Origin of the sequence: Nostocoides veronense, from assembly GCF_039531185.1 — a bacterium.
Classification (GTDB): domain Bacteria; phylum Actinomycetota; class Actinomycetes; order Actinomycetales; family Dermatophilaceae; genus Nostocoides_A; species Nostocoides_A veronense.
Genome location: NZ_BAAAPO010000001.1, coordinates 109,450 through 126,940, shown reverse-complemented (window position 1 = coordinate 126,940; position 17,491 = coordinate 109,450). Strand labels below are relative to the sequence as shown.

Here is a 17,491-nt window from a genome sequence, read left to right as displayed (position 1 = left end):
TCAGGCACGCCGCCAACCTGTGGGCTGATTTCCCAGCCAGATGCCGATCTAAGTCAGACGCATAGCAGGGGACCTACTGGGTCATGGCGGCCGTGGAGGCACTCGAGCACCGCGTGCTGCTTTACAAGTCGACAGACCTGAAGAACTGGACCTACCTGAGTGACTTCGGCCCCGCGAATGCCGTTGGCGGGCAATGGGAATGCCCAGACCTCTTCCAGCTCGGAGTGCAGGGCACATCGACGCGCAAGTGGGTCATGGTCGTCAACATCAATCCCGGCGCGGTCAACGGCGGGAGCGGCGGGCAGTACTTCGTCGGTGATTTCGACGGCGAGCGCTTCACCTCCGAGACCACCGTGACGGCGGATTCCCTACCGCCGGGCCGCTCGTTCGCCGACTTCAACGACGGCAGCTATGGCGACTGGACGGTTGAGAACGAGCCGGGCAACTGGAAGAACGGTCCGTGGGGCTCCGCGCCCGCGACTGGCACCCTCGATGGCCAGAACCCCGTGAGTGGGTTCATCGGCAATGGCCTGGTCAACGGCTTCCTGGACCACGACTGGCCGTTGGGGAAGATGACGTCTCCGGAATTCACGGTCGATTCGGCATACCTCAACTTCCTGGTCGGCGGCGGCAACCACCCGCACGTTCCGGGCGGGCAGTTGGCCAATGACCCGCCGGCGGGCACGCTGCTGTGGGACGGTTTCGAGTTCCCCGACGGCACCTCCCTTGCGGACACCGGCTGGTCCATGACCGGCGATTTCGCCACCGAGCCATGGCGCAATCCCTCGACCGCAGGCGGCGACTATTACATCGGTCGCAAGCGCATCAACAGTTGGGAGGGCGGGCCGCGCGGCGACGACAACCAGGGCACGATGACCTCACCCGCTTTCGAGGTCACCGGCGACCATCTGAGCATGCTCGTGGGAGGCGGCAAGCGCACTGACGGCAGTCTCGAGGTGCAATTGCTGGTCGACGGCGAGGTCGTTCGCCGACTGACCGGCCCTGAGGGTGGGTCCTTGAACTGGCAGTCCTGGGATGTGTCGGATCTGCGCGGGCGTCAGGCGCAGCTTCGGGTGTGGGACAAGACGGGCGGCGGTTGGGGGCATTTGACCCTCGACCATGTGGTCATGGGCGAGGTAGCCGCCACGCCGCGCTCCGATGAGACGGCGGTCAATCTCGTCGTCGACGGGGAAGTCGTCGCGAGCGCGACTGGCGCGAACAGCGAGTACCTCGACTGGCAGTCCTTCGATCTGCGGCCATTCGCCGGCAAGACCGCTCACCTTGAGATCGTCGACAACAACCGTTTCGGTTGGGGCCACATCCTGGCCGACGAGTTCCGGTTCGGCGACAGTCCGGCGCCCTCGCGTGCCGAGAGCTACGACTGGCTCGACTATGGCCGGGACTACTACGCCGCCGTCTCGTGGAATGACGTCCCCGCTGGAAAGCGGGTGATGATCGGCTGGATGAACAACTGGGACTACGCCAACGACATCCCGACCTCGCCGTGGCGCAGCGCCATGTCGCTGCCGCGCAATGTCTGGCTCGCCAAGACCCCAGCCGGGCCGCGCATCGTTTCTCGCGTCGTTCCGCAGGCCGGTGACCTGGCCCTCTCCGGGCAGGCGTATGCCGCTGCGGCACAGTCTTTCTCGGGTCCCGTGGTGCTGCCGAAGCGGACCGGCCTGGCCCGCATCGATGCGGTCCTGCGCCCGGGCACCGCGAACAAGCTTGGGCTGACCGTGCACGCGTCGGCGGACGGTTCGGAGCGCACAGTGATCGGCTATGACGTGAGCACCGGACGGCTCTACGTCGACCGGACCAAGAGCGGCAAGGTCGACTTCAACGGCTCCTTCCCGTCGATCGATGATGCCCGGGTCGCGTTGGTCAACGGCAAGCTGACGCTGAGCATCTACCTCGATCGCTCGTCCGTGGAGGTCTTCGCCCAGGGTGGCAGGACCACGATCACCGATCAGGTCTTCCCGTCTGCTGGCAGCGACCGGATCGGCATCTTCGCCGAGGGCGGCTCGGCTCGCCTCGACTCCCTGACGATCACGCCGCTGGCGCCGTCGATGTTCGTGAGCGGGGGCTAGGTGTAGGTTTCCCGCCCGATGCCAGAAACCCTTTGTTTGTGCCGGAAAGAATCTGACACAAACAAAGGGTTTCTGGCACCGGGAGGAAAACCTGTGACGGGTGTGACGTGACCCGGGTGTGACGTGACCCGGGCGGAGGCGTCAGTCGGTGCCGAACTCCATGGCGGCGGCGTCGAGGGCGTCGTCGGCGGAGGCGTCGACGGAGGTGTTCTCGGCGATCTGGGCGGCGCCGCCGGACTCCAGCCTGCCGACCAGCACCTGGTGGCCGCCGGAGAGCTGGCCCTGGGCGGCATACAACTCCAACTTGGCGCGGGAGTCGGCGATATCGAGATTGCGCATCGTCAGCTGGCCGATCCGGTCCACCGGACCGAAAGCCGCGTCCTCGACTCGCTCCATCGACAGCTTGTCCGGGTGGTAGCTGAAGTTCTCGCCGCGGGTGTCGACGATCGTGTAGTCATCGCCGCGCCGCAGGCGCAGCGTGACCTGGCCGGTGATCGCGGAGGCGACCCACCGCTGCAGCGATTCGCGCAGCATCAGCGACTGCGGGTCGAGCCAGCGGCCCTCATACAGCAGCCGTCCGAGGCGGCGGCCCTCGGCGTGGTAGTTCGCGACGGTGTCCTCGTTGTGCACGGCATTCAGGAGCCGCTCGTATGCCGCGTGCAGCAGCGCCATCCCCGGCGCCTCATAGATTCCGCGCGACTTGGCCTCGATGATGCGGTTCTCAATCTGGTCGGACATGCCGAGCCCGTGGCGGCCGCCGATGGCGTTGGCCTCCATGACGAGGTCCACCGGCGACAGGTCGCGCCCATTGATCGCGACCGGCCGGCCCTGCACGAAGGTGATCGTCACGTCCTCGGCATCGATAGCGACCGACGGGTCCCAGTGCTTGACGCCCATGATCGGCTCCACCGTTTCCAGCGAAACATCAAGGTGCTCAAGGGTTTTGGCCTCGTGCGTGGCGCCCCAGATGTTGGCGTCCGTGGAGTAGGCCTTCTCCTGGCTGTCGCGATAAGGCAGCTTGCGCTCGGTCAGCCAAGCGCTCATCTCGTGCCGCCCGCCCAACTCGGAGACGAACTCTGCGTCCAGCCACGGCTTGTAGATCCGCAGCGCCGGATTCGCGAGCAGCCCGTAGCGGTAAAACCGCTCGATGTCATTGCCCTTGAAGGTCGACCCGTCGCCCCAGATGAAGACCTGGTCCTCGTGCATCGCGCGCACCAGCAGGGTGCCAGTCACCGCGCGCCCGATCGGGGTGGTGTTGAAGTAGGTCTTGCCGCCGCTGCGGATATGGAAGGCGCCGCACGCGATCGCCGACAACCCCTCCTCGACCAGCGCGCTGCGGCAGTCGACGAGCCGCGAGATCTCGGCGCCGTACTGCCCCGCGCGCCCCGGCACGGTGTCGATCTCCGGCTCGTCATATTGCCCGAGATCGGCGGTATAGGTGCACGGGATCGCGCCCTTCTCGCGCATCCAGGCCACCGCTACCGAGGTGTCGAGGCCGCCGGAGAAGGCGATGCCGACGCGCTCGCCCACGGGAAGTGAAGTCAGGACTTTGGACACGGCGCCCAGCCTAATGAGCCCCACGTATGCCGTGCGCCCACCGTCCGGATGGTGCGCGGGTCGGCGACAATGGCGGCGTGGACGTCTACGCCGACCTCGCCGCGGAGGAGGAGCAGCTCGCCGCCCTGCTCGATGCGCTGCCCCCGGAAGACTGGCGCGCCCCGTCGCGATGCGCGGGCTGGACGGTGACCGATGTGGTGCTGCACCTGGCGCAGTGCGAGGAGGCCGTCGTCGGCGCGGTCACCGGCGGCACGGCATACGCCCCCGTCGACTGGACCCGGCTCGGCAACACGGTGGAGACGGCGATGGACGCCTATGTCGAGACCGAGCGCGCCGACGCCCAGAGCGTGCGGCGGCGGTGGGAGTCGGCGCGGGTGGCCGCCCTCGGTGCCCTGCGCGCCGCCGATCCGAAGCGGAAGGTGCAGTGGGTGACCAATCTGCTGAGGCCGACGACGCTGGCGACGACCCGCCTGGCCGAACACTGGGCGCACGCGCTCGACATCGCCGAGCCGCTGGGGCGCGACCATCCCGACACGGCCCGCCTGCGGCACATCCTGTGGCTCGCGCACGCGACGCTGCCCTACGCCTGCGCTGTCGACGGCCGGGCCGCCCCGGTGGTCCGGATCGAGGCCACGGGACCCGTGGGCGAGCACTGGGCGATCTCCCCTGAGGACGCCGACGTGGTCCTCTCCGGCGGTGCCGGCGAGCTGTGCCGTATCGGGGCGCGCCGGCTCGACCCCGCCGCCTCCTCGGTGACCGCGTCCGGCCCCGGCGGCGCCGAGGTCCTCTCGCTCCTGCGCACCTTCGCCGTCTGATGGCGCCGAGTCGGGGGCTGCCCGTCGATCCCGCGCCTCCGCCGACCCGGGCGGCCAGGGTGGTGGCCCACCGCGGAGCGAGCGGATATCTGCCCGAACACACCCTGGCGGCCTATGAACTCGGCATCCGGCTCGGCGCGGACGCCTTCGAGATCGACGTCGTGCCGACGGCCGACGGGCATCTGATCGCCCGGCACGAGAACGAGCTGTCCGGATCGACCGATGTCGCGCAGCGGCGACGGTTCGCCGATCGCCGCACCACCACCGTGATCGACGGGGTGACGCACACCGGATGGTTCGCCGAGGACTTCACCCTCGCCGAGGTGCGCGAGTTGCGGGCGCGCCAACCCCTGCCGGGGCTGCGCGGCACCGAACACGACGGGCGGTACGACGTGCCGGCCCTCCCCGAGATCCTTTCTCTGCGAGCGAGATTGGCCGAGGAAATGGATCGTGAGGTGGGCCTCGCCCTCGAGGTCAAGTCGCCGGTGCACTTCGCCGCGATCGGTCACGCCGTCGAGGAGCGGCTGATCGCCGACCTCGAGGCCGCCGGCGGATCGGGGCCGGACTCCCCGGTCGAGATCATGAGCTTCGACCTGGCCCATTTGCGTGACCTACGCCGCCGCGGGATCAAGAACCGGATGGTCTTCCTCGTCGAGGAGGACTCCGAGCGGGTGGTGCCGGGCGAGGACGGCGCCACCTACGGCGAGCTGACCACCCCCGCCGGGCTCGCGCGTGTCCGGGACCTCGCCGAGGCGGTCGGGCCCGGCCGCCACGCGCTGTTCACCGGTATGCCGGGTGCTCGGCTCGGCGCGCCGCGGCGGCTCTTCGCGGACGCCAGGGCGGCCGGTCTGCGGTTGGACTGCTGGACCTTCCGCGCCGAGAACGCCTTCCTGCCCGCGGATTTCCGCCTCGGCGACGACCCGGCCACGCTCGGCGACCTGGCCGGCCTCGTCACGGCATACGTCGAGCACGGCCTGGACACCGTCATCACCGACCACTCCGACCGGGTCTTCACGGCCACCCTGGCCGTCGAGTGAGCGCAACACGCCGAGTTCTCACGTGAGAACTCGGCGTGTTGCGCTCACTCGACAGGCCGGGTCGCGGGTGCGCGGTGGCGCCGCGGGAGGGCCCGCCTCGATCAGCGCGTCACGGTCACGGTGACCACGGGGGATTTGCGGTAGTTGCCGGCCGCATCGAGCGCCGCGACCTGGAGGGTGTGCGAACCCACGGCGGCGGTGCGGGTGTCCCAGAGCCATTGCAGGGGCGCTGGTTCGCGACCCCACCTGGACCCCGTCGATCCAGAACTTCACGCGCACGACGCCGACATCGTCGGCGACGGACGTGGTGATCGCCGTGGTGCCGGTGACGGTTGCTCCCGCGACCGGCGCCGTGATGACCGCCCGGGACGGCGCGACGGTGTCCACCTGCAGTTCGAGGGTGTGGACCTCCTCCGCGTTTCCGGCCCTGTCGTAGGCCCGGTAGCGCACGGTGGCACTCGAGCCGATGGAGAGGGGAGAGTCGTAGGTCGTGCCATGACTGATAGTCGGCTCGCTGCCGTCCGTCGTATAGCGGATGACGTCGACCCCCGATCCGGAGTCGAGCGCCGCCAGCCGGACGTTCTGGCCGGACGCCACCCAGGTCGTGGGGCAGGCGGTCCCGCCACAGGTGGCGGTGCTCACCGGCGGCGTGACATCGCTCGCGAGATTGGCGCCGTGACGGTGACGGGGTCCGACGTGGCGGCGTTCCCGTGCGGTCGACCGCGGTCGCGGTGATCGTCGCGGGCCCGTCGGGCAGGGCGGATGAGTCCAGCATCACCTCCCACGGTGCCGAGCTCGTCGTGGCGACGAGCTGTGTGTCGACGGCGAACTGCACATAGGAGATCGCATCGTCGTCGCTCGCCTCGGCGCCGCAGGTCACCTGGCCGTTTAGCACATCGTCCGGCGCCGGCGAGGTCAGCACCACGCTCGGTGGCGTGGTGTCCACGGGGCTGTCGTTGGCCACGGTCACCATGCGGGCCGTCGTGACCGTGACATTCCCCGCGCGGTCGGTGATGCGGGCGTCGATGCCGAGGGTCCGGTCCGGGACCGCCGTCGTGTCCCAGGAAACCGTGTAGGGGGCGCTGGTGGCGGTGCCGACCGGAGTGCCGCCGGCGAAGAACTCGACCTTCGCCACGCCGCCGGCGTCATCGGCCTGTGCCGTCAGGTCGACCGTGCCACGAATCACCGAGTTGTCGGCCGACGACGCGGCCCACCTGGTCGCCAAGATCGAGGCCGTGGCCAAGCAGGTGTATGGCGCGGACGGCGTCGACATCGCACCCCCGGCAGCGAAGGCGCTGGCGGAGTATGAGCGGCTCGGGTTCGGTGGCCTGCCCGTCGTCATCGCCAAGACCAACCTGTCGATCTCACACGATCCGGCGCTGCTCGGCGCGCCGACCGGCTGGCGGCTACCGGTGCGCGAGGTCCGCGCCGCCGCGGGCGCCGGCTATGTCTATGCCATCTGCGGTGACATGCGCACCATGCCTGGCCTGTCCAGCCACCCGAACGCCGAGAAGATCGACCTCGTGGACGGGGAGATCACCGGACTGAGCTGACCTCGACACCAGATCGCCGGGTCGACACCCGTTGCAGGGGGTGTCAACCAGGCGATCTGGTGTCGAGGTGACGATCTGGTGTCAGGCTCCGTCGACGGCGGTCGCGAGCTCGCGCAGGCGCGGCAGGGCGCGCTCGGTGAGCAGGTCGGCGCGACGCTGGGGATCCACGGCCAGGCTGTCCTTCCACAGCGACCGTCCTGCCATGGCGCCGGCGCAGCCATTGGCGACGGCGGTGCGCACCTGCTCGATGAAGGTCTCGTGATCCACGCCCGCGGAGAGCACCGCCCACGGCACGCCCGCGGCCGCCTCGGTGACCGCGGCGCACGCCTCGGCCGATCCCGGGTAGGGCAGCTTGAGCACCTTGGCGCCGCACTCGACGCTCAGCCGGGCGACATCGGCGATGAAGCCGGGGAAGGCGGCTGTGTAGTCCTCCTCGCTCTCGCCCTCGAGGCCATAGGTGAGGATCTCGACGATCAGCAACACGCCCTCGGCCGCGCACGCAGCCGTCAGGTCCCGGATCTCTTGCCCCACACGGGAATCGGCGTCCTGCCGGTCGGGCCGGACATACCACAGCATCTTCGCCGCATCGCCGCCGAGGTCGCGCACCGTCCGGGGCGTCACCCCCTCGACGAGGCGGGTGAACCGCAGCCCGTCGACCGTCTCATACCCGGACTGGTCCATCCCGACGACCAGCGCCGAGCCTCGGGCGAGCACCCCGTCGTCCACGACAGCGGGCAGAGCCACCTGGGGGTCGAGCAGGATCGCCGGTGCATCGTTGCCGAGGTGGCGCACCAGGTCGGCCTTGGCGTCGACGAGCTGCTCCGTGGTCACCGAGTCCGCCCCCGCAGGTGCGTCGGCCATGACCGCCTTCATACTGTTGCGTTGGTCGGCGGCGACGATGAGCATGTGCCCGGCAGGGGTCGAGATCCGTTGCAGGGCACGGCGTTCGATGGTGGTCATGGTGGTCATGGGATTCTCCTGTCAGAGGGTGGTATGCGGTGTGCGCGCCGGTGGCGGCGCGGTCTGGTCGGTGAGTAGTCGGGCGGCGATCCGGGCGGCGCCGTACGCCGTGTCCTCACCCCGCGTGGACACCTCCAGGCCGGGAAGCACCTGGGACCGGGCCCGGCGGACGCTGGCCATGCCGGCCCAGCCGCCGGTGAGGATTGTGGAGCGAGCCGGCGGTATGACGCCGTCCAGCACCTCGACGAGGCGGACGATCTCGTCGTTGCCGTGTCGCAGAACGGCATTGAAGAGCTCGGCTGGCGTGGCACCGTCGCCGCGCACCGTCAGCGACAGGACGCCGTCGTCGTTGCGAGCGCCGCGCACCTCGATAGCGTCCCGTGGCAGGAGGCCTTCCAGCGGGATGGCACATGCGGCCGCATCGAGGGTGTCCCGGCCCGCACGGTCGGAAATGCCCGCCAGTTGCAGCGCCCGGCGCATCAACAGGCCGGTCTTCACGCCGGCGACGACGGCATACTGCCCCGGCACGATATGCCGCACGCAGTTGATCAGATAGCCGGCGAGGTGGGCGCGCGCGGCATACGGGATCGGCTCGTCCAGCACGCGCAGCAGCACTTCGGCGGTGCCCATCGACACCAGATAGCGGTCCGGGTCGAGGCCCCCGCCGGCCACAGTGGACACCAGGTGGTCATGTCCGGCGACGGTCAACCGCGCCCCGGCGAACATCGGCGGGGCCCACGCGGCCGCCACTGCGCCGGTGTCGGTGCCCGAGGTCACCATCGGCGGCAGGAAGTCGTCACCCACCCCGAGATGGTCGGCGAGCTCCCACCACAACTGCCCCGAATCCTGATCCAGCAGACCGGTTCTCGAGGCCAACGACAGCTCGCCGGCGGATGTGCCACCGAGGGCCAGCGCGACATACTCGGGCAGGTTGAACCACCGGCATCCGGTCAGGGGGACGCCGTTGTCACGCAGGTGCAGCAGTTTGACCGCCGAGACCTGGACCCCCAGCGGCAGACCGGTCCGCCCCGCGAAGTCGCCGCGCAGCGTCTCCGGCAGTGCGGCGACCTGCTCCGCGCCCCGCGGATCGAACCAGGCGATGCCCGCGGATCGTGGACTGCCCTGCGAGTCCACGAGCACACCGGTTTCGCCCATGCCCGAGATGGCCAGCGCCTCGACCCGGCCGCAGCCCGGGCGATCGTCGAGCCGCGAGGCCGCTTCGTCGAGGAGACCGGCCAGGGTGTCGAGGAGGGCCCGGGGCTCGAGCTCCGTTGTGCCACCCGGGCCGTGCTGCCAGGGGGTCGGCCGCTGCAGCGCGAGGAGCTGCGTTCCCGCCTCGTCGGTCACCAGGATCTTGACGCCGGTGCTGCCGAGGTCGAGACCGGCGACCCATCTCGACGAGGCCGGCGCTGACTGGGTCATGACCTACCTCCCGTGATGGTCGAGTCGAGACGTGCCGTCATCATCCCGGGCACCGGCGCCGGGTGGGCGTGCCGCGCGAAGCGGAGCACCCACCCGGATCGGGCCGTTCAGTGGGTCGTCAGCACTTGGACTGGTAGATGGCAGGGTTGCCGTCGACGTTCTCCTTGGTGATGACACTGAAGCCGGTCTGCACCAGCGGCGGCACGGTGCCGCCGTCGAGCGCGGTCACGGCGGCGTCGAGGCCGTACTGACCGATGGTCGCCGGCTGCTGCGCCACCAGGGCCTGGACGGTGCCCTCGTTGAGCGCCTTGACCTGGTTGGGGCCGGCGTCGAAGCCGACGACGCTCACGGCGCCCGCCTTGCCGGCCTGGCGCAGACCGGTCGCCGTGCCCTCGGCGGCGAAGAGGTTGGCCGCGAAGACGCCGACGATGTCGGGGTCCTTCTGCAGCTGCGCGCTGATGAGCTGGGCAGCGGTCGCCGGGTCGTTGTGCGAATACTGCACGCCGACATACTCGAACTTCGAGTCGGTCTTGACGGCCTCCTCGAAGCCCTTGACACGAGCGTCGACCGTCGAGATGCCGGGGTCGGTCGACATGACCATGACCTTGCCGCCCTCGGGCTTGAGCTGCTGGATCGCCTCGAAGGCCGCCTTCCCGCCACCGAGGTTGTCCGAGGCGATGCCGGTGACGGCGATCGACGGGTCGTTCAAGGTGGTGTCGACGAGGACGATCTTGGTCCCGGCGGCGGCCGCCGCGGCGAGCGGCGTCTGCATCGCGGTCACGTCGGTCGGGGCGATGAGGATGGCGTCCGGCTTGCCCGCGGCGACCGAGTCGACGATGGGCTTCTGCAGGGTCGGGTCGAACTTCTGCGGGCCCTGGGTGTTGACCGTGACGCCGAGCTTCTCGGCCTCGGCCTCGATGCCGCACTGCATGGAGATATAGAACTCGTCGCCGGCGACGCCCTGGATGAAGGAGATGTTGTAGTTCTTCGATGCCTTGGCGGGCGCGGTGATCGAGCTGGCGGCACCACCGGTGTCGCCGGAGGCGGATGCCGACGCGGACGTCGAAGCGGAGGCGGACGCGGAGGTGCCACCACCGGCGCTCACAGTGACCGTCTCGGCCGGCTTGCTATTGCTGCAACCGGCCGCGGTGGCGAGGGCTAGGAGTGCGACGGCTCCTGCGGAGGTGCTGGCGCTGAAGCGCTTCATAGGGGTTATTCCTTTCACTTGTTCCGGCGCAGGAGTGCGCCCAGCCGGGAGGTGGATTTGGCGCCACGCAGGGCGGCGGCTCGGCGGGACTGGTCGATATAGACGGCGGCCACGAGGACGGTGCCGACGGCGACGCCCTGCCAGAACGGCTGGACGCCGATGATGACGAAGCCGGCCTGCAGGACGGCGGGGATGAACAGACCGACGATGGTGCCGAAGATCGAGCCCTCGCCACCGAAGATCGAGGTACCGCCGATGACGACTGCCGCGATGACATTGAGGTTGGTCAGCGACTGGCCGGCGATCGTCGTGGTGCCGAACTGCGCCAGCGACATCATCGCGGCAAAGCCCGCGAGCAAGCCGGAGAGCGCATAGATGGCGATGAGGTGCCGGTCGACCTTGACGCCGACCCGACGCGCGGCCTCCTCATTGGACCCGACGGCATACGTGTAGCGACCGAACTTGGTGCGGTGCAACAAGATCCCGCCCAGGATCAGCACGATGAGGGCGATGAAGGGCAGCGTCGGGATGCCGGCGATCTTGATATAGGTGTTGAAGTCCGTCAGCGCCTCGGGCACCGAGCGCACGTCGATGCCGTCGGTGATCACCTGGGCCAGGCCCAGGGCGACCGACAAGGTGCCCAGGGTGACGATGAGCGCGGGGATCTTCGCCTTGGCGACCAGGACCCCGTTGAGGGCGCCCCAGAGCACGCCACAGACAAGAGCGGACAGTATGCCGACCAGGGCCGTGCCCCAGCCCTGCCCACCGACCGCTTCCATCACCTTGGCGGCGACCACGCTGGAGAAGACGAGCACGGAGCCGATCGACAGGTCGATGCCGGAGGTGATGATGACGAAGGTCATCCCGACCCCGAGCACCGCCCATACGGCGACGTTCTGGGAGATGAGCGAGAAGTTCGACGCCGAGAGGAATTTGTTGCCCGCGACGATCGAGAAGAAGGCGACGATCGCCAGCAGGACCCCGAGGATCCACACCGACTGGGTGTTGGCCAGGCGCTTGCCGAGCGTGCCGGACCCCTCGGACGGATCGACGACGGCGACATCGTCGGGCTGGGTGACGACACTCATGCCGCGTCCCCCTTCTTGTCCAGGGCGCCGGTCATGGCGCCGACGAGTTGTTCGACGCTCGTGTCGGCCGCGTTGTAGGTGGCGACGCGCGTCCCCAGGCGCAGCACCTGCACCCGGTCGGCGACCTCGAGCACGTGCGGCATCGAGTGCGAGATCAAGACCACGGCGATGCCCTTGTCGCGCACTCGCTTGATGCTGTCGAGGACGTTCTGGGTCTGCACGACACCGAGGGCCGCGGTGGGCTCGTCGAGGAAGACGATCTTGTCGGCCCAGCTGATCGCCCGGGCGATGGCGACCTGCTGTCGCTGGCCACCCGACATCGAGCCGATGGGGGCGGTCATCGACCGCACCGTGCCCCCGAGCTCGGCGAAGCTGTTCCGTGCGGCCTCGGTCATGGACTTCTCGTCCATGAACCCGAGCTTGCCGAGGATGCCTTTGCGGGGGATCTCCCGCCCGAGGTACATGTTCTGGACCGGGTTCAGGTGCGGGGCGAGAGCCAGGTCCTGATAGACGACCTCCATGCCCAGCGCCGTCGCTTCTTGCGGAGTGTTGATCGACACCGGTCGGCCCTCGAACAAGATCTCTCCGGAGTCCAGGGCGAGGTTGCCGGTCAGTGCCTTGACGAGCGTGGACTTGCCCGCGCCGTTGTCGCCGATGATCGCGACGACTTCGCCGGGTGCGATATCGAAATCACAGTCGATCAAGGCCCGGACGTGGCCGAAGCTGCGCGACAGTTGTCGCGCTTCGAGTATGGGTTGCGTCATTGCTAACCACCTGTGCGTTGATGGGCTGGTCGCCCGGGGTGTGGTGATGGGCTCGCTGGTGGGCGCGCCCGGTAGCGCGGCGTCAGGGGTGGATGACGACCTTGTGCGCGGAGCGATCGTTGGCCACGGCGTCGAGAGCCTCGGCGTACTGATCGAGCGAGAAGCGGTGGGTGATGATGCCGTCGGTGCGCACCCGCCCGGCGCGCAGCGCATTGATCGCTGCGCCGAAGGACGTGATCTCCGCAAACGATCCCTTGATGGTGATCTCGCGGCGGAAGACGTCGAAGGGGTGGAAGCTGACAGTCTCCTCGGCGGTGGTCACGCCGTAGACGAGGACCGTGCCCCCGTTGCGGGTGAGGGGGACACAGATGTCGAAGACATCGGTGGAGCCGGTGGCCTCGATGACATAGTCATAGCCGTCGGCACCGGATGCCTCGAGCAGGGCGGCCTTGTTGGCCTCCATGTCGCCGCGGTCGATGAGGACGGTCTTGTCGATCCCGAGCGCGGTCGCGGTGTCCAGTTTGTATGCCGTCGGCGCCGCCACGGTGACCGACGTGGCTCCTCCTGACTTGATGAGCTGCGCCAGGAGGAGTCCGGTCGGGCCGGCTCCGAAGACGAGCGCAGAGCCACCCGGGCGCATCGCCAGACTCTCCAGGCCGTGCATGGCGCAGGCAGCGGGCTCGGTGAACACCGCAGTGTCGGGTTCGATGCCATCGACCGAGAAGACGAGATCCTCTCGGACAGTGACGAATTCGGCGAAGAATCCCGGGAAGTTGCTCCCCAGCCCCTTGAGATTGGGGCACAGGATGAGCCGGCCGGCAAGGCAGTAGTCGCAGTTGCCGCAGTGCACATTGGGGTTGACCGTCACCTGCTCGCCGACCACGACTCGGGTCACGCCTTCACCGATCTCGTCGACCGTGCCGACGAGTTCGTGGCCCGGGATCAACGGAAAGACCGCGTTGAAGTCACCGTGGTGGATGTGCAGGTCCGTTCCGCAGATGCCGACCTGGATGACCTTGATGCGCACTTCCCCAGGCCCGACCGACGGCACGTCGATGTCCCGCACCGCATAGACCTCAGGTGCGTCGTAGACGACTGCTTTCATGGCAACTCCTGCCTGTCACGAATGTCGGGCGGCGACCTGCGATCGACGACGATGTGGTCGTCGTCGACCGGCCCGATAGCCCGAGACTAGAGCACTGAGTGGCGATGTGTCACCGGTGACATACAAGTTTTTTTCGAAAGATGTGTCACCGGTGTCATGCGAGGGGGGTGCCACGGCTCGCCCATCCCCGGGGGTGGTGGCGATCAGATATCCAGCCGGCAGGACTCCCGCTCGATGAGGTGAACCGGGAGCACCGTGCGGCGGCGCATCCGCTTGTCCGGATCGGCGATGCGCGCGAAGAGCCTCTCGGCGGCGAAGGCACCGAGCGCGCTCGCGTTTTGATCGATGACGGTGACCGGTGGCGTGAGAGCGTCGGCGAGCGGGAAGTCGCCGAAGCTCACGACCGCCAGCCTGGGACCCGCTGCATTGGCGAGTGCCGGGATCAGGCGAAGAGTGCACCGAGCGTTCGAGGAGAAGATCGCCGTCGGGGGCCGGGACAGGGCACCGACCCCGCGAACCGCTTCTGCCGCCGAGCCCGCATCGGTGACCTCGGCACGCACGAGGTCGTCGTCGCGCGGGATGCCGGCGTCGTCGAGCGCTGCCAAGTAGCCCTCGAGCCGTTTTGCCGTGGTGGTGACAGTCGGGGGGTCGCCGAAGAAGGCGACCCGTCGATGCCCGTGGCCGATCAGGTGTGTGGTGGCCTCATAGGCTCCCCCGCGGTCGTCCTCGATCACGCTGTCGGCGGTGATCCGCCCTGGTGACCGGTCGACGAAGACGACCGGCGTCCGCAGCAGCCACGACTTCAGATAGGACTGGTCCGTTGAGACCGGGCACGCGATCAGGCCGAGCACCTGCCGTTGGAGCAACGTTTCGACAGCTGCCTGCTCGCGACTCCCGTCATAGCCCAAGCTCGTGACGATGACCGCGATATTTCGTTGGCGCGCGACGGATTCCACCGCTTGCACGATCTCCGCGAAATAGGGATCGGCGATGTCCGGCACCGCGACTCCGACCGCTGCATCGCGTCCTGCGCGAAAAGTGACCGCCAGCAGGTTGGGGACGTAGTTCAGCTCGTCGACGGCAGCGAGGACGCGGGCGCGGGCGTCCTCGGAGGCGTAGCCCTCGCCGCGCAACACCCGCGAGACGGTCTTGGCGCTCACGCCCGCGCGCGCAGCGACCTCCCGCATCGTGCTCATCGTCGCCTCCGGTCCTGGTGTCGCGCCGAGACTATGCCAGCAGCACCTCTCCCAGCACGTCCTGCGCGATCTTCGCGGGCGTCCGGCGTGCGTCGACCGCCACGTGAGCCACCGCGGGGGGCTCGAGGTCGAGCGCCGCCACCCACTCCGGGTCGACCTTCGCCAGGTCCCGGCCCGCGCCGCGGCCACGGATTCGCCGGGCCACCTCCTCGGCGTCGATCCGCAACCAGATCAATATCGCTCGGCCACCCGCTTCCGCCATCCGCAACCGGGCGGTCTCCCAGGCAGCGGGATCGCGACGCTCACGCGTGAAGGGCGCGACCAGGACCACATCCGTCCCGACGCGAAGGGAGTCGAGGGCGAGCGCCTCGATCGCGGCATACCGCGCATCCCGGGTGGCTCGTGCGAGCCGCGGATCGTCTAGATCGTGCACGCCGAGAAGGTCACCGACGACCGCGGTCATGGTCTCGGTGGCGGTGTCCAGATCGATCAGCGCGCCGCGCAGGCGCCTGGCCAGTTCGGCCCCCACAGTGGATTTGCCGGACCCCGGGGCACCGGTGACGAACAGGGCGAGCGACATACGGTCAGTATGCGCAGCGGGTCGGGTCACACACACCTTCTTGCCGCGGCGTCACTCGATCACCGCATCGGCACCCGGGGCGAGTGGCTACCTTCCCGAGCACACGCTCGCGGCCTATGAACTCGGCATTCGCCTCGGCGTCGACGCTTTCGAGATCGACGTCGTCCCGACCGCAGACGGCCAACTCGTCGCGCGCCATGAGAACGACCTAACCGGCTCGACGGATGTTGCCGCGCACCCCGAGTTCGCCGCGCGGCGCACCACAAAAATGATCGAGGGGGTCCGGCATACGGGCTGGTTCACCGAGGACTTCACCCTCGCCGAGATCGGCACGCTGCGCGCTCGCGAGCCGCTCCCCGCCCTGCGCTCAACCGAGCACGATGGGCAGTATGCCGTCCCCGCCCTCCCCGAAATCCTCACTCTCCGAGCCCAATTGGCGCAGGAAATGGGTCGCCCAGTCGGTCTGAAGCTCGAGGTGAAGTCTCCGGTTCACTTCGCGGGCATTGGCCATGCTGTCGAGGACCTGCTGCTCCGGGACCTCGCCGCGGCGGGCATGCTCGGCCGGGAATCGCCGGTCGAGATCATGACCTTCGACCTGCACCACCTGCGCCCGCTGCGTGAGCGTGGCGTCGAAAACGGCATGGTTTTCCTCGTCGAAGAAGACCCGTCGCGCCCCGTGCCCGGCGAGGCCGGCGCGACCTATGGCGACCTGACCACCCCCGCGGGTCTGGCCCGGGTCCGGGAGACCGCCCAGGCTCTGGGGCCCGGTCGCCACGCCCTCTTCACGGGTATGCCGGGCACCCCCCTCGGCGAGCCCCGTCGCCTCTTCACCGACGCCAAAGCCGCGGGTCTGCGGCTCGACTGCTGGACCTTTCGCGCCGAAAACATTTTCCTACCAACAGATTTCACGCGCGGAGACGACCCAGCCGGGCTGGGTGACATGGCCGGTCTCGCGGCGGCATACGTCCGCGCCGGCCTCGACACCGTCATCACCGACCACCCCGACCGCGTGCTGGCGGACGGTGTTCGCCGTAGCAAAGCCGCTGGCCGACGGATCTGTGATGCGGCAACCTGACGTCATGCGCATGCTCATCCTCGGCGGCACGGCCTTCCTCGGGCGCGCGCTGGCGCGGCGGGCCGTGGCCCAGGGCATCGAGGTCACCGCTCTCGCGCGGGGCAGCGCTCCGGTGCCGGACGGGGTGCGATTTATCCGCGCTGACCGGGACCGCGACGATGCGCTCGTGCCGGTCGCTCACGAGCAGTGGGACGCAATCGTCGATCTGACGCGACAGCCCGGTCACGCACGTCGAGCCGCCACGGGTCTTCACGCGCGGCACCGGATTCTCATCTCGTCGGCCAATGTTTACGCCCGCTTTGATCAGCCCGAACGATCAGAGGACGCGGCGCTCCTGGCACCCCTGGACGCCGATGAGCTGCCGGACATGAGCCACTACGGCGAGGCGAAAGTCGCGTGCGAACAGGCCGTCTCGCTGGCCGCGCGCCGAGATGGATCGACGGCGACCATCATTCGGGCCGGGCTCATCGGTGGGTATGGCGATTGGTCCGGTCGCAGTGGCTACTATCCCTGGCGCTTTGCCCACCCCACCGGCCGAGACGTGCTCGTCCCACCGGACCTCGACTTTCCGGTGGCGCTCATCGATGTCGACGATCTGGTGGCGTGGGTGCTGCAGTGCGCCGAGCGGCGCGTCGATGGGGTCTTCAACGCCACGGGCGAGACGACCACGCTCGGCCATCTCCTCGACATCTGTAAGGGTGTCGCCGCCAGTCCAGCCCGACCGCGCCCGGTCGAGGCCCACCACCTCGCCGCCGCGGGAATTGGTGCCTGGATGGGCACGCCATCGCTGCCGCTTTGGATCGATGACCCGGATTGGCGCTGGTTCGCAACGCTGGACACGCGGGCGGCTCGGGCGGCCGGCCTGCATACCCGGCCCCTCGCCGAGACGCTTCGCTCCGCGCTGGCCTACGAGCAGCAGCGCGAGGTCGCTCGCGCCACCGGACTCACCGACGACGAAGAACGCGCACTCCGCGCCCGCCTGACCGGTGACACCACCCTCACGTGAGTGGGACCAGGGCCATGACCCTGGTCCCACTCACGCGAC

Annotated in this window: 16 protein-coding genes and 1 pseudogene; 6 read left to right on the top strand and 11 right to left on the bottom strand. The window is 68.9% G+C overall.

Going from position 1 to position 17,491, the window contains the following annotated elements:
• Positions 1 to 83: 83 nt before the first annotated feature.
• Entirely contained in the window at positions 84 to 2,087 is a 2,004-nt protein-coding gene (locus tag ABD225_RS00605; RefSeq protein WP_344079734.1) for a GH32 C-terminal domain-containing protein, read from the top strand.
• A gap of 141 nt (positions 2,088 to 2,228) precedes the next feature.
• Here ABD225_RS00605 and argG read toward each other — a convergent pair whose 3' ends face one another.
• The gene (gene argG / locus ABD225_RS00600; RefSeq protein ID WP_344079731.1) at positions 2,229 to 3,644 is read right to left on the bottom strand and encodes an argininosuccinate synthase; all 1,416 of its coding nucleotides are present in this window, start codon (positions 3,642 to 3,644) and stop codon (positions 2,229 to 2,231) included.
• 26 nt (positions 3,645 to 3,670) lie between these two features.
• Between argG and ABD225_RS00595 the strand changes: the two genes are divergently transcribed.
• Complete coding sequence (locus ABD225_RS00595; protein ID WP_344079728.1) at positions 3,671 to 4,459, top strand: maleylpyruvate isomerase family mycothiol-dependent enzyme; 789 nt, start codon at positions 3,671 to 3,673, stop codon at positions 4,457 to 4,459.
• Entirely contained in the window at positions 4,459 to 5,496 is a 1,038-nt protein-coding gene (locus tag ABD225_RS00590; protein ID WP_344079726.1) for a glycerophosphodiester phosphodiesterase family protein, read from the top strand. Before ABD225_RS00595 ends, ABD225_RS00590 begins: the two co-directional genes overlap by 1 nt.
• An 18-nt stretch (positions 5,497 to 5,514) precedes the next feature.
• On the opposite strand, the gene ABD225_RS00585 is transcribed toward ABD225_RS00590, so the two are convergent.
• Both ABD225_RS00585 and ABD225_RS18635 read right to left on the bottom strand, forming a co-directional pair.
• Positions 5,515 to 6,138, bottom strand: coding sequence for a chitobiase/beta-hexosaminidase C-terminal domain-containing protein (locus tag ABD225_RS00585; RefSeq protein ID WP_344079723.1), 624 nt, complete (start codon positions 6,136 to 6,138; stop codon positions 5,515 to 5,517).
• Between the two features lie 97 nt (positions 6,139 to 6,235).
• Positions 6,236 to 6,682: pseudogene (locus ABD225_RS18635) on the bottom strand (Ig-like domain-containing protein); the annotation flags it as partial.
• On the opposite strand from ABD225_RS18635, the gene ABD225_RS00580 reads away from it, so the two are divergent.
• Positions 6,582 to 7,049 (top strand): formate--tetrahydrofolate ligase, encoded by a 468-nt coding sequence (locus tag ABD225_RS00580; protein ID WP_344079720.1) that lies wholly within the window; start codon positions 6,582 to 6,584, stop codon positions 7,047 to 7,049. The pseudogene ABD225_RS18635 and the gene ABD225_RS00580 overlap by 101 nt on opposite strands.
• A gap of 81 nt (positions 7,050 to 7,130) precedes the next feature.
• On the opposite strand, the gene ABD225_RS00575 is transcribed toward ABD225_RS00580, so the two are convergent.
• The 8 genes from ABD225_RS00575 to ABD225_RS00540 all read right to left on the bottom strand — a co-directional run bounded on the left by ABD225_RS00575 (position 7,131) and on the right by ABD225_RS00540 (position 15,371).
• Positions 7,131 to 8,018, bottom strand: coding sequence for a hypothetical protein (locus tag ABD225_RS00575; protein WP_344079717.1), 888 nt, complete (start codon positions 8,016 to 8,018; stop codon positions 7,131 to 7,133).
• A gap of 12 nt (positions 8,019 to 8,030) precedes the next feature.
• Positions 8,031 to 9,431, bottom strand: coding sequence for an FGGY-family carbohydrate kinase (locus ABD225_RS00570; RefSeq protein ID WP_344079714.1), 1,401 nt, complete (start codon positions 9,429 to 9,431; stop codon positions 8,031 to 8,033).
• A gap of 118 nt (positions 9,432 to 9,549) precedes the next feature.
• Entirely contained in the window at positions 9,550 to 10,638 is a 1,089-nt protein-coding gene (locus ABD225_RS00565; RefSeq protein ID WP_344079711.1) for an ABC transporter substrate-binding protein, read from the bottom strand.
• Positions 10,639 to 10,652: 14 nt separating this feature from the next.
• Positions 10,653 to 11,726: an ABC transporter permease gene (locus tag ABD225_RS00560; RefSeq protein WP_344079708.1), complete on the bottom strand. Its 1,074-nt coding sequence runs from the start codon at positions 11,724 to 11,726 to the stop codon at positions 10,653 to 10,655.
• Complete coding sequence (locus tag ABD225_RS00555; RefSeq protein WP_344079705.1) at positions 11,723 to 12,490, bottom strand: ATP-binding cassette domain-containing protein; 768 nt, start codon at positions 12,488 to 12,490, stop codon at positions 11,723 to 11,725. The genes ABD225_RS00560 and ABD225_RS00555 overlap by 4 nt, the downstream gene beginning before the upstream one ends.
• A gap of 82 nt (positions 12,491 to 12,572) precedes the next feature.
• On the bottom strand, positions 12,573 to 13,595 hold the full coding sequence (locus ABD225_RS00550) for a zinc-dependent alcohol dehydrogenase family protein (RefSeq protein WP_344079702.1): 1,023 nt from the start codon (positions 13,593 to 13,595) through the stop codon (positions 12,573 to 12,575).
• Between the two features lie 203 nt (positions 13,596 to 13,798).
• Positions 13,799 to 14,791 (bottom strand): LacI family DNA-binding transcriptional regulator, encoded by a 993-nt coding sequence (locus ABD225_RS00545; protein ID WP_344079699.1) that lies wholly within the window; start codon positions 14,789 to 14,791, stop codon positions 13,799 to 13,801.
• A 31-nt stretch (positions 14,792 to 14,822) separates the two neighbouring features.
• The gene (locus ABD225_RS00540) at positions 14,823 to 15,371 is read right to left on the bottom strand and encodes a P-loop nucleotide/nucleoside kinase family protein (protein WP_344079696.1); all 549 of its coding nucleotides are present in this window, start codon (positions 15,369 to 15,371) and stop codon (positions 14,823 to 14,825) included.
• Between the two features lie 40 nt (positions 15,372 to 15,411).
• On the opposite strand from ABD225_RS00540, the gene ABD225_RS00535 reads away from it, so the two are divergent.
• Both ABD225_RS00535 and ABD225_RS00530 read left to right on the top strand, forming a co-directional pair.
• Positions 15,412 to 16,446: a glycerophosphodiester phosphodiesterase family protein gene (locus ABD225_RS00535; protein WP_344079693.1), complete on the top strand. Its 1,035-nt coding sequence runs from the start codon at positions 15,412 to 15,414 to the stop codon at positions 16,444 to 16,446.
• Complete coding sequence (locus ABD225_RS00530; RefSeq protein ID WP_344079690.1) at positions 16,433 to 17,452, top strand: NAD-dependent epimerase/dehydratase family protein; 1,020 nt, start codon at positions 16,433 to 16,435, stop codon at positions 17,450 to 17,452. The genes ABD225_RS00535 and ABD225_RS00530 overlap by 14 nt, the downstream gene beginning before the upstream one ends.
• The last annotated feature ends 39 nt before the right edge of the window (positions 17,453 to 17,491 follow it).

Bases quoted from the DNA above. Each gene is read 5' to 3' on its own strand.
- ABD225_RS00605 (WP_344079734.1), top strand. From the start codon at position 84: ATGGCGGCCGTGGAGGCACTCGAGCACCGCGTGCTGCTTTACAAGTCG.
- ABD225_RS00595 (WP_344079728.1), top strand. From the start codon at position 3,671: ATGCCGTGCGCCCACCGTCCGGATGGTGCGCGGGTCGGCGACAATGGC.
- ABD225_RS00590 (WP_344079726.1), top strand. From the start codon at position 4,459: ATGGCGCCGAGTCGGGGGCTGCCCGTCGATCCCGCGCCTCCGCCGACC.
- ABD225_RS00575 (WP_344079717.1), bottom strand. From the start codon at position 8,018: ATGACCACCATGACCACCATCGAACGCCGTGCCCTGCAACGGATCTCG.
- ABD225_RS00570 (WP_344079714.1), bottom strand. From the start codon at position 9,431: ATGACCCAGTCAGCGCCGGCCTCGTCGAGATGGGTCGCCGGTCTCGAC.
- ABD225_RS00565 (WP_344079711.1), bottom strand. From the start codon at position 10,638: ATGAAGCGCTTCAGCGCCAGCACCTCCGCAGGAGCCGTCGCACTCCTA.
- ABD225_RS00560 (WP_344079708.1), bottom strand. From the start codon at position 11,726: ATGAGTGTCGTCACCCAGCCCGACGATGTCGCCGTCGTCGATCCGTCC.
- ABD225_RS00555 (WP_344079705.1), bottom strand. From the start codon at position 12,490: ATGACGCAACCCATACTCGAAGCGCGACAACTGTCGCGCAGCTTCGGC.
- ABD225_RS00550 (WP_344079702.1), bottom strand. From the start codon at position 13,595: ATGAAAGCAGTCGTCTACGACGCACCTGAGGTCTATGCGGTGCGGGAC.
- ABD225_RS00545 (WP_344079699.1), bottom strand. From the start codon at position 14,791: ATGAGCACGATGCGGGAGGTCGCTGCGCGCGCGGGCGTGAGCGCCAAG.
- ABD225_RS00540 (WP_344079696.1), bottom strand. From the start codon at position 15,371: ATGTCGCTCGCCCTGTTCGTCACCGGTGCCCCGGGGTCCGGCAAATCC.
- ABD225_RS00530 (WP_344079690.1), top strand. From the start codon at position 16,433: ATGCGGCAACCTGACGTCATGCGCATGCTCATCCTCGGCGGCACGGCC.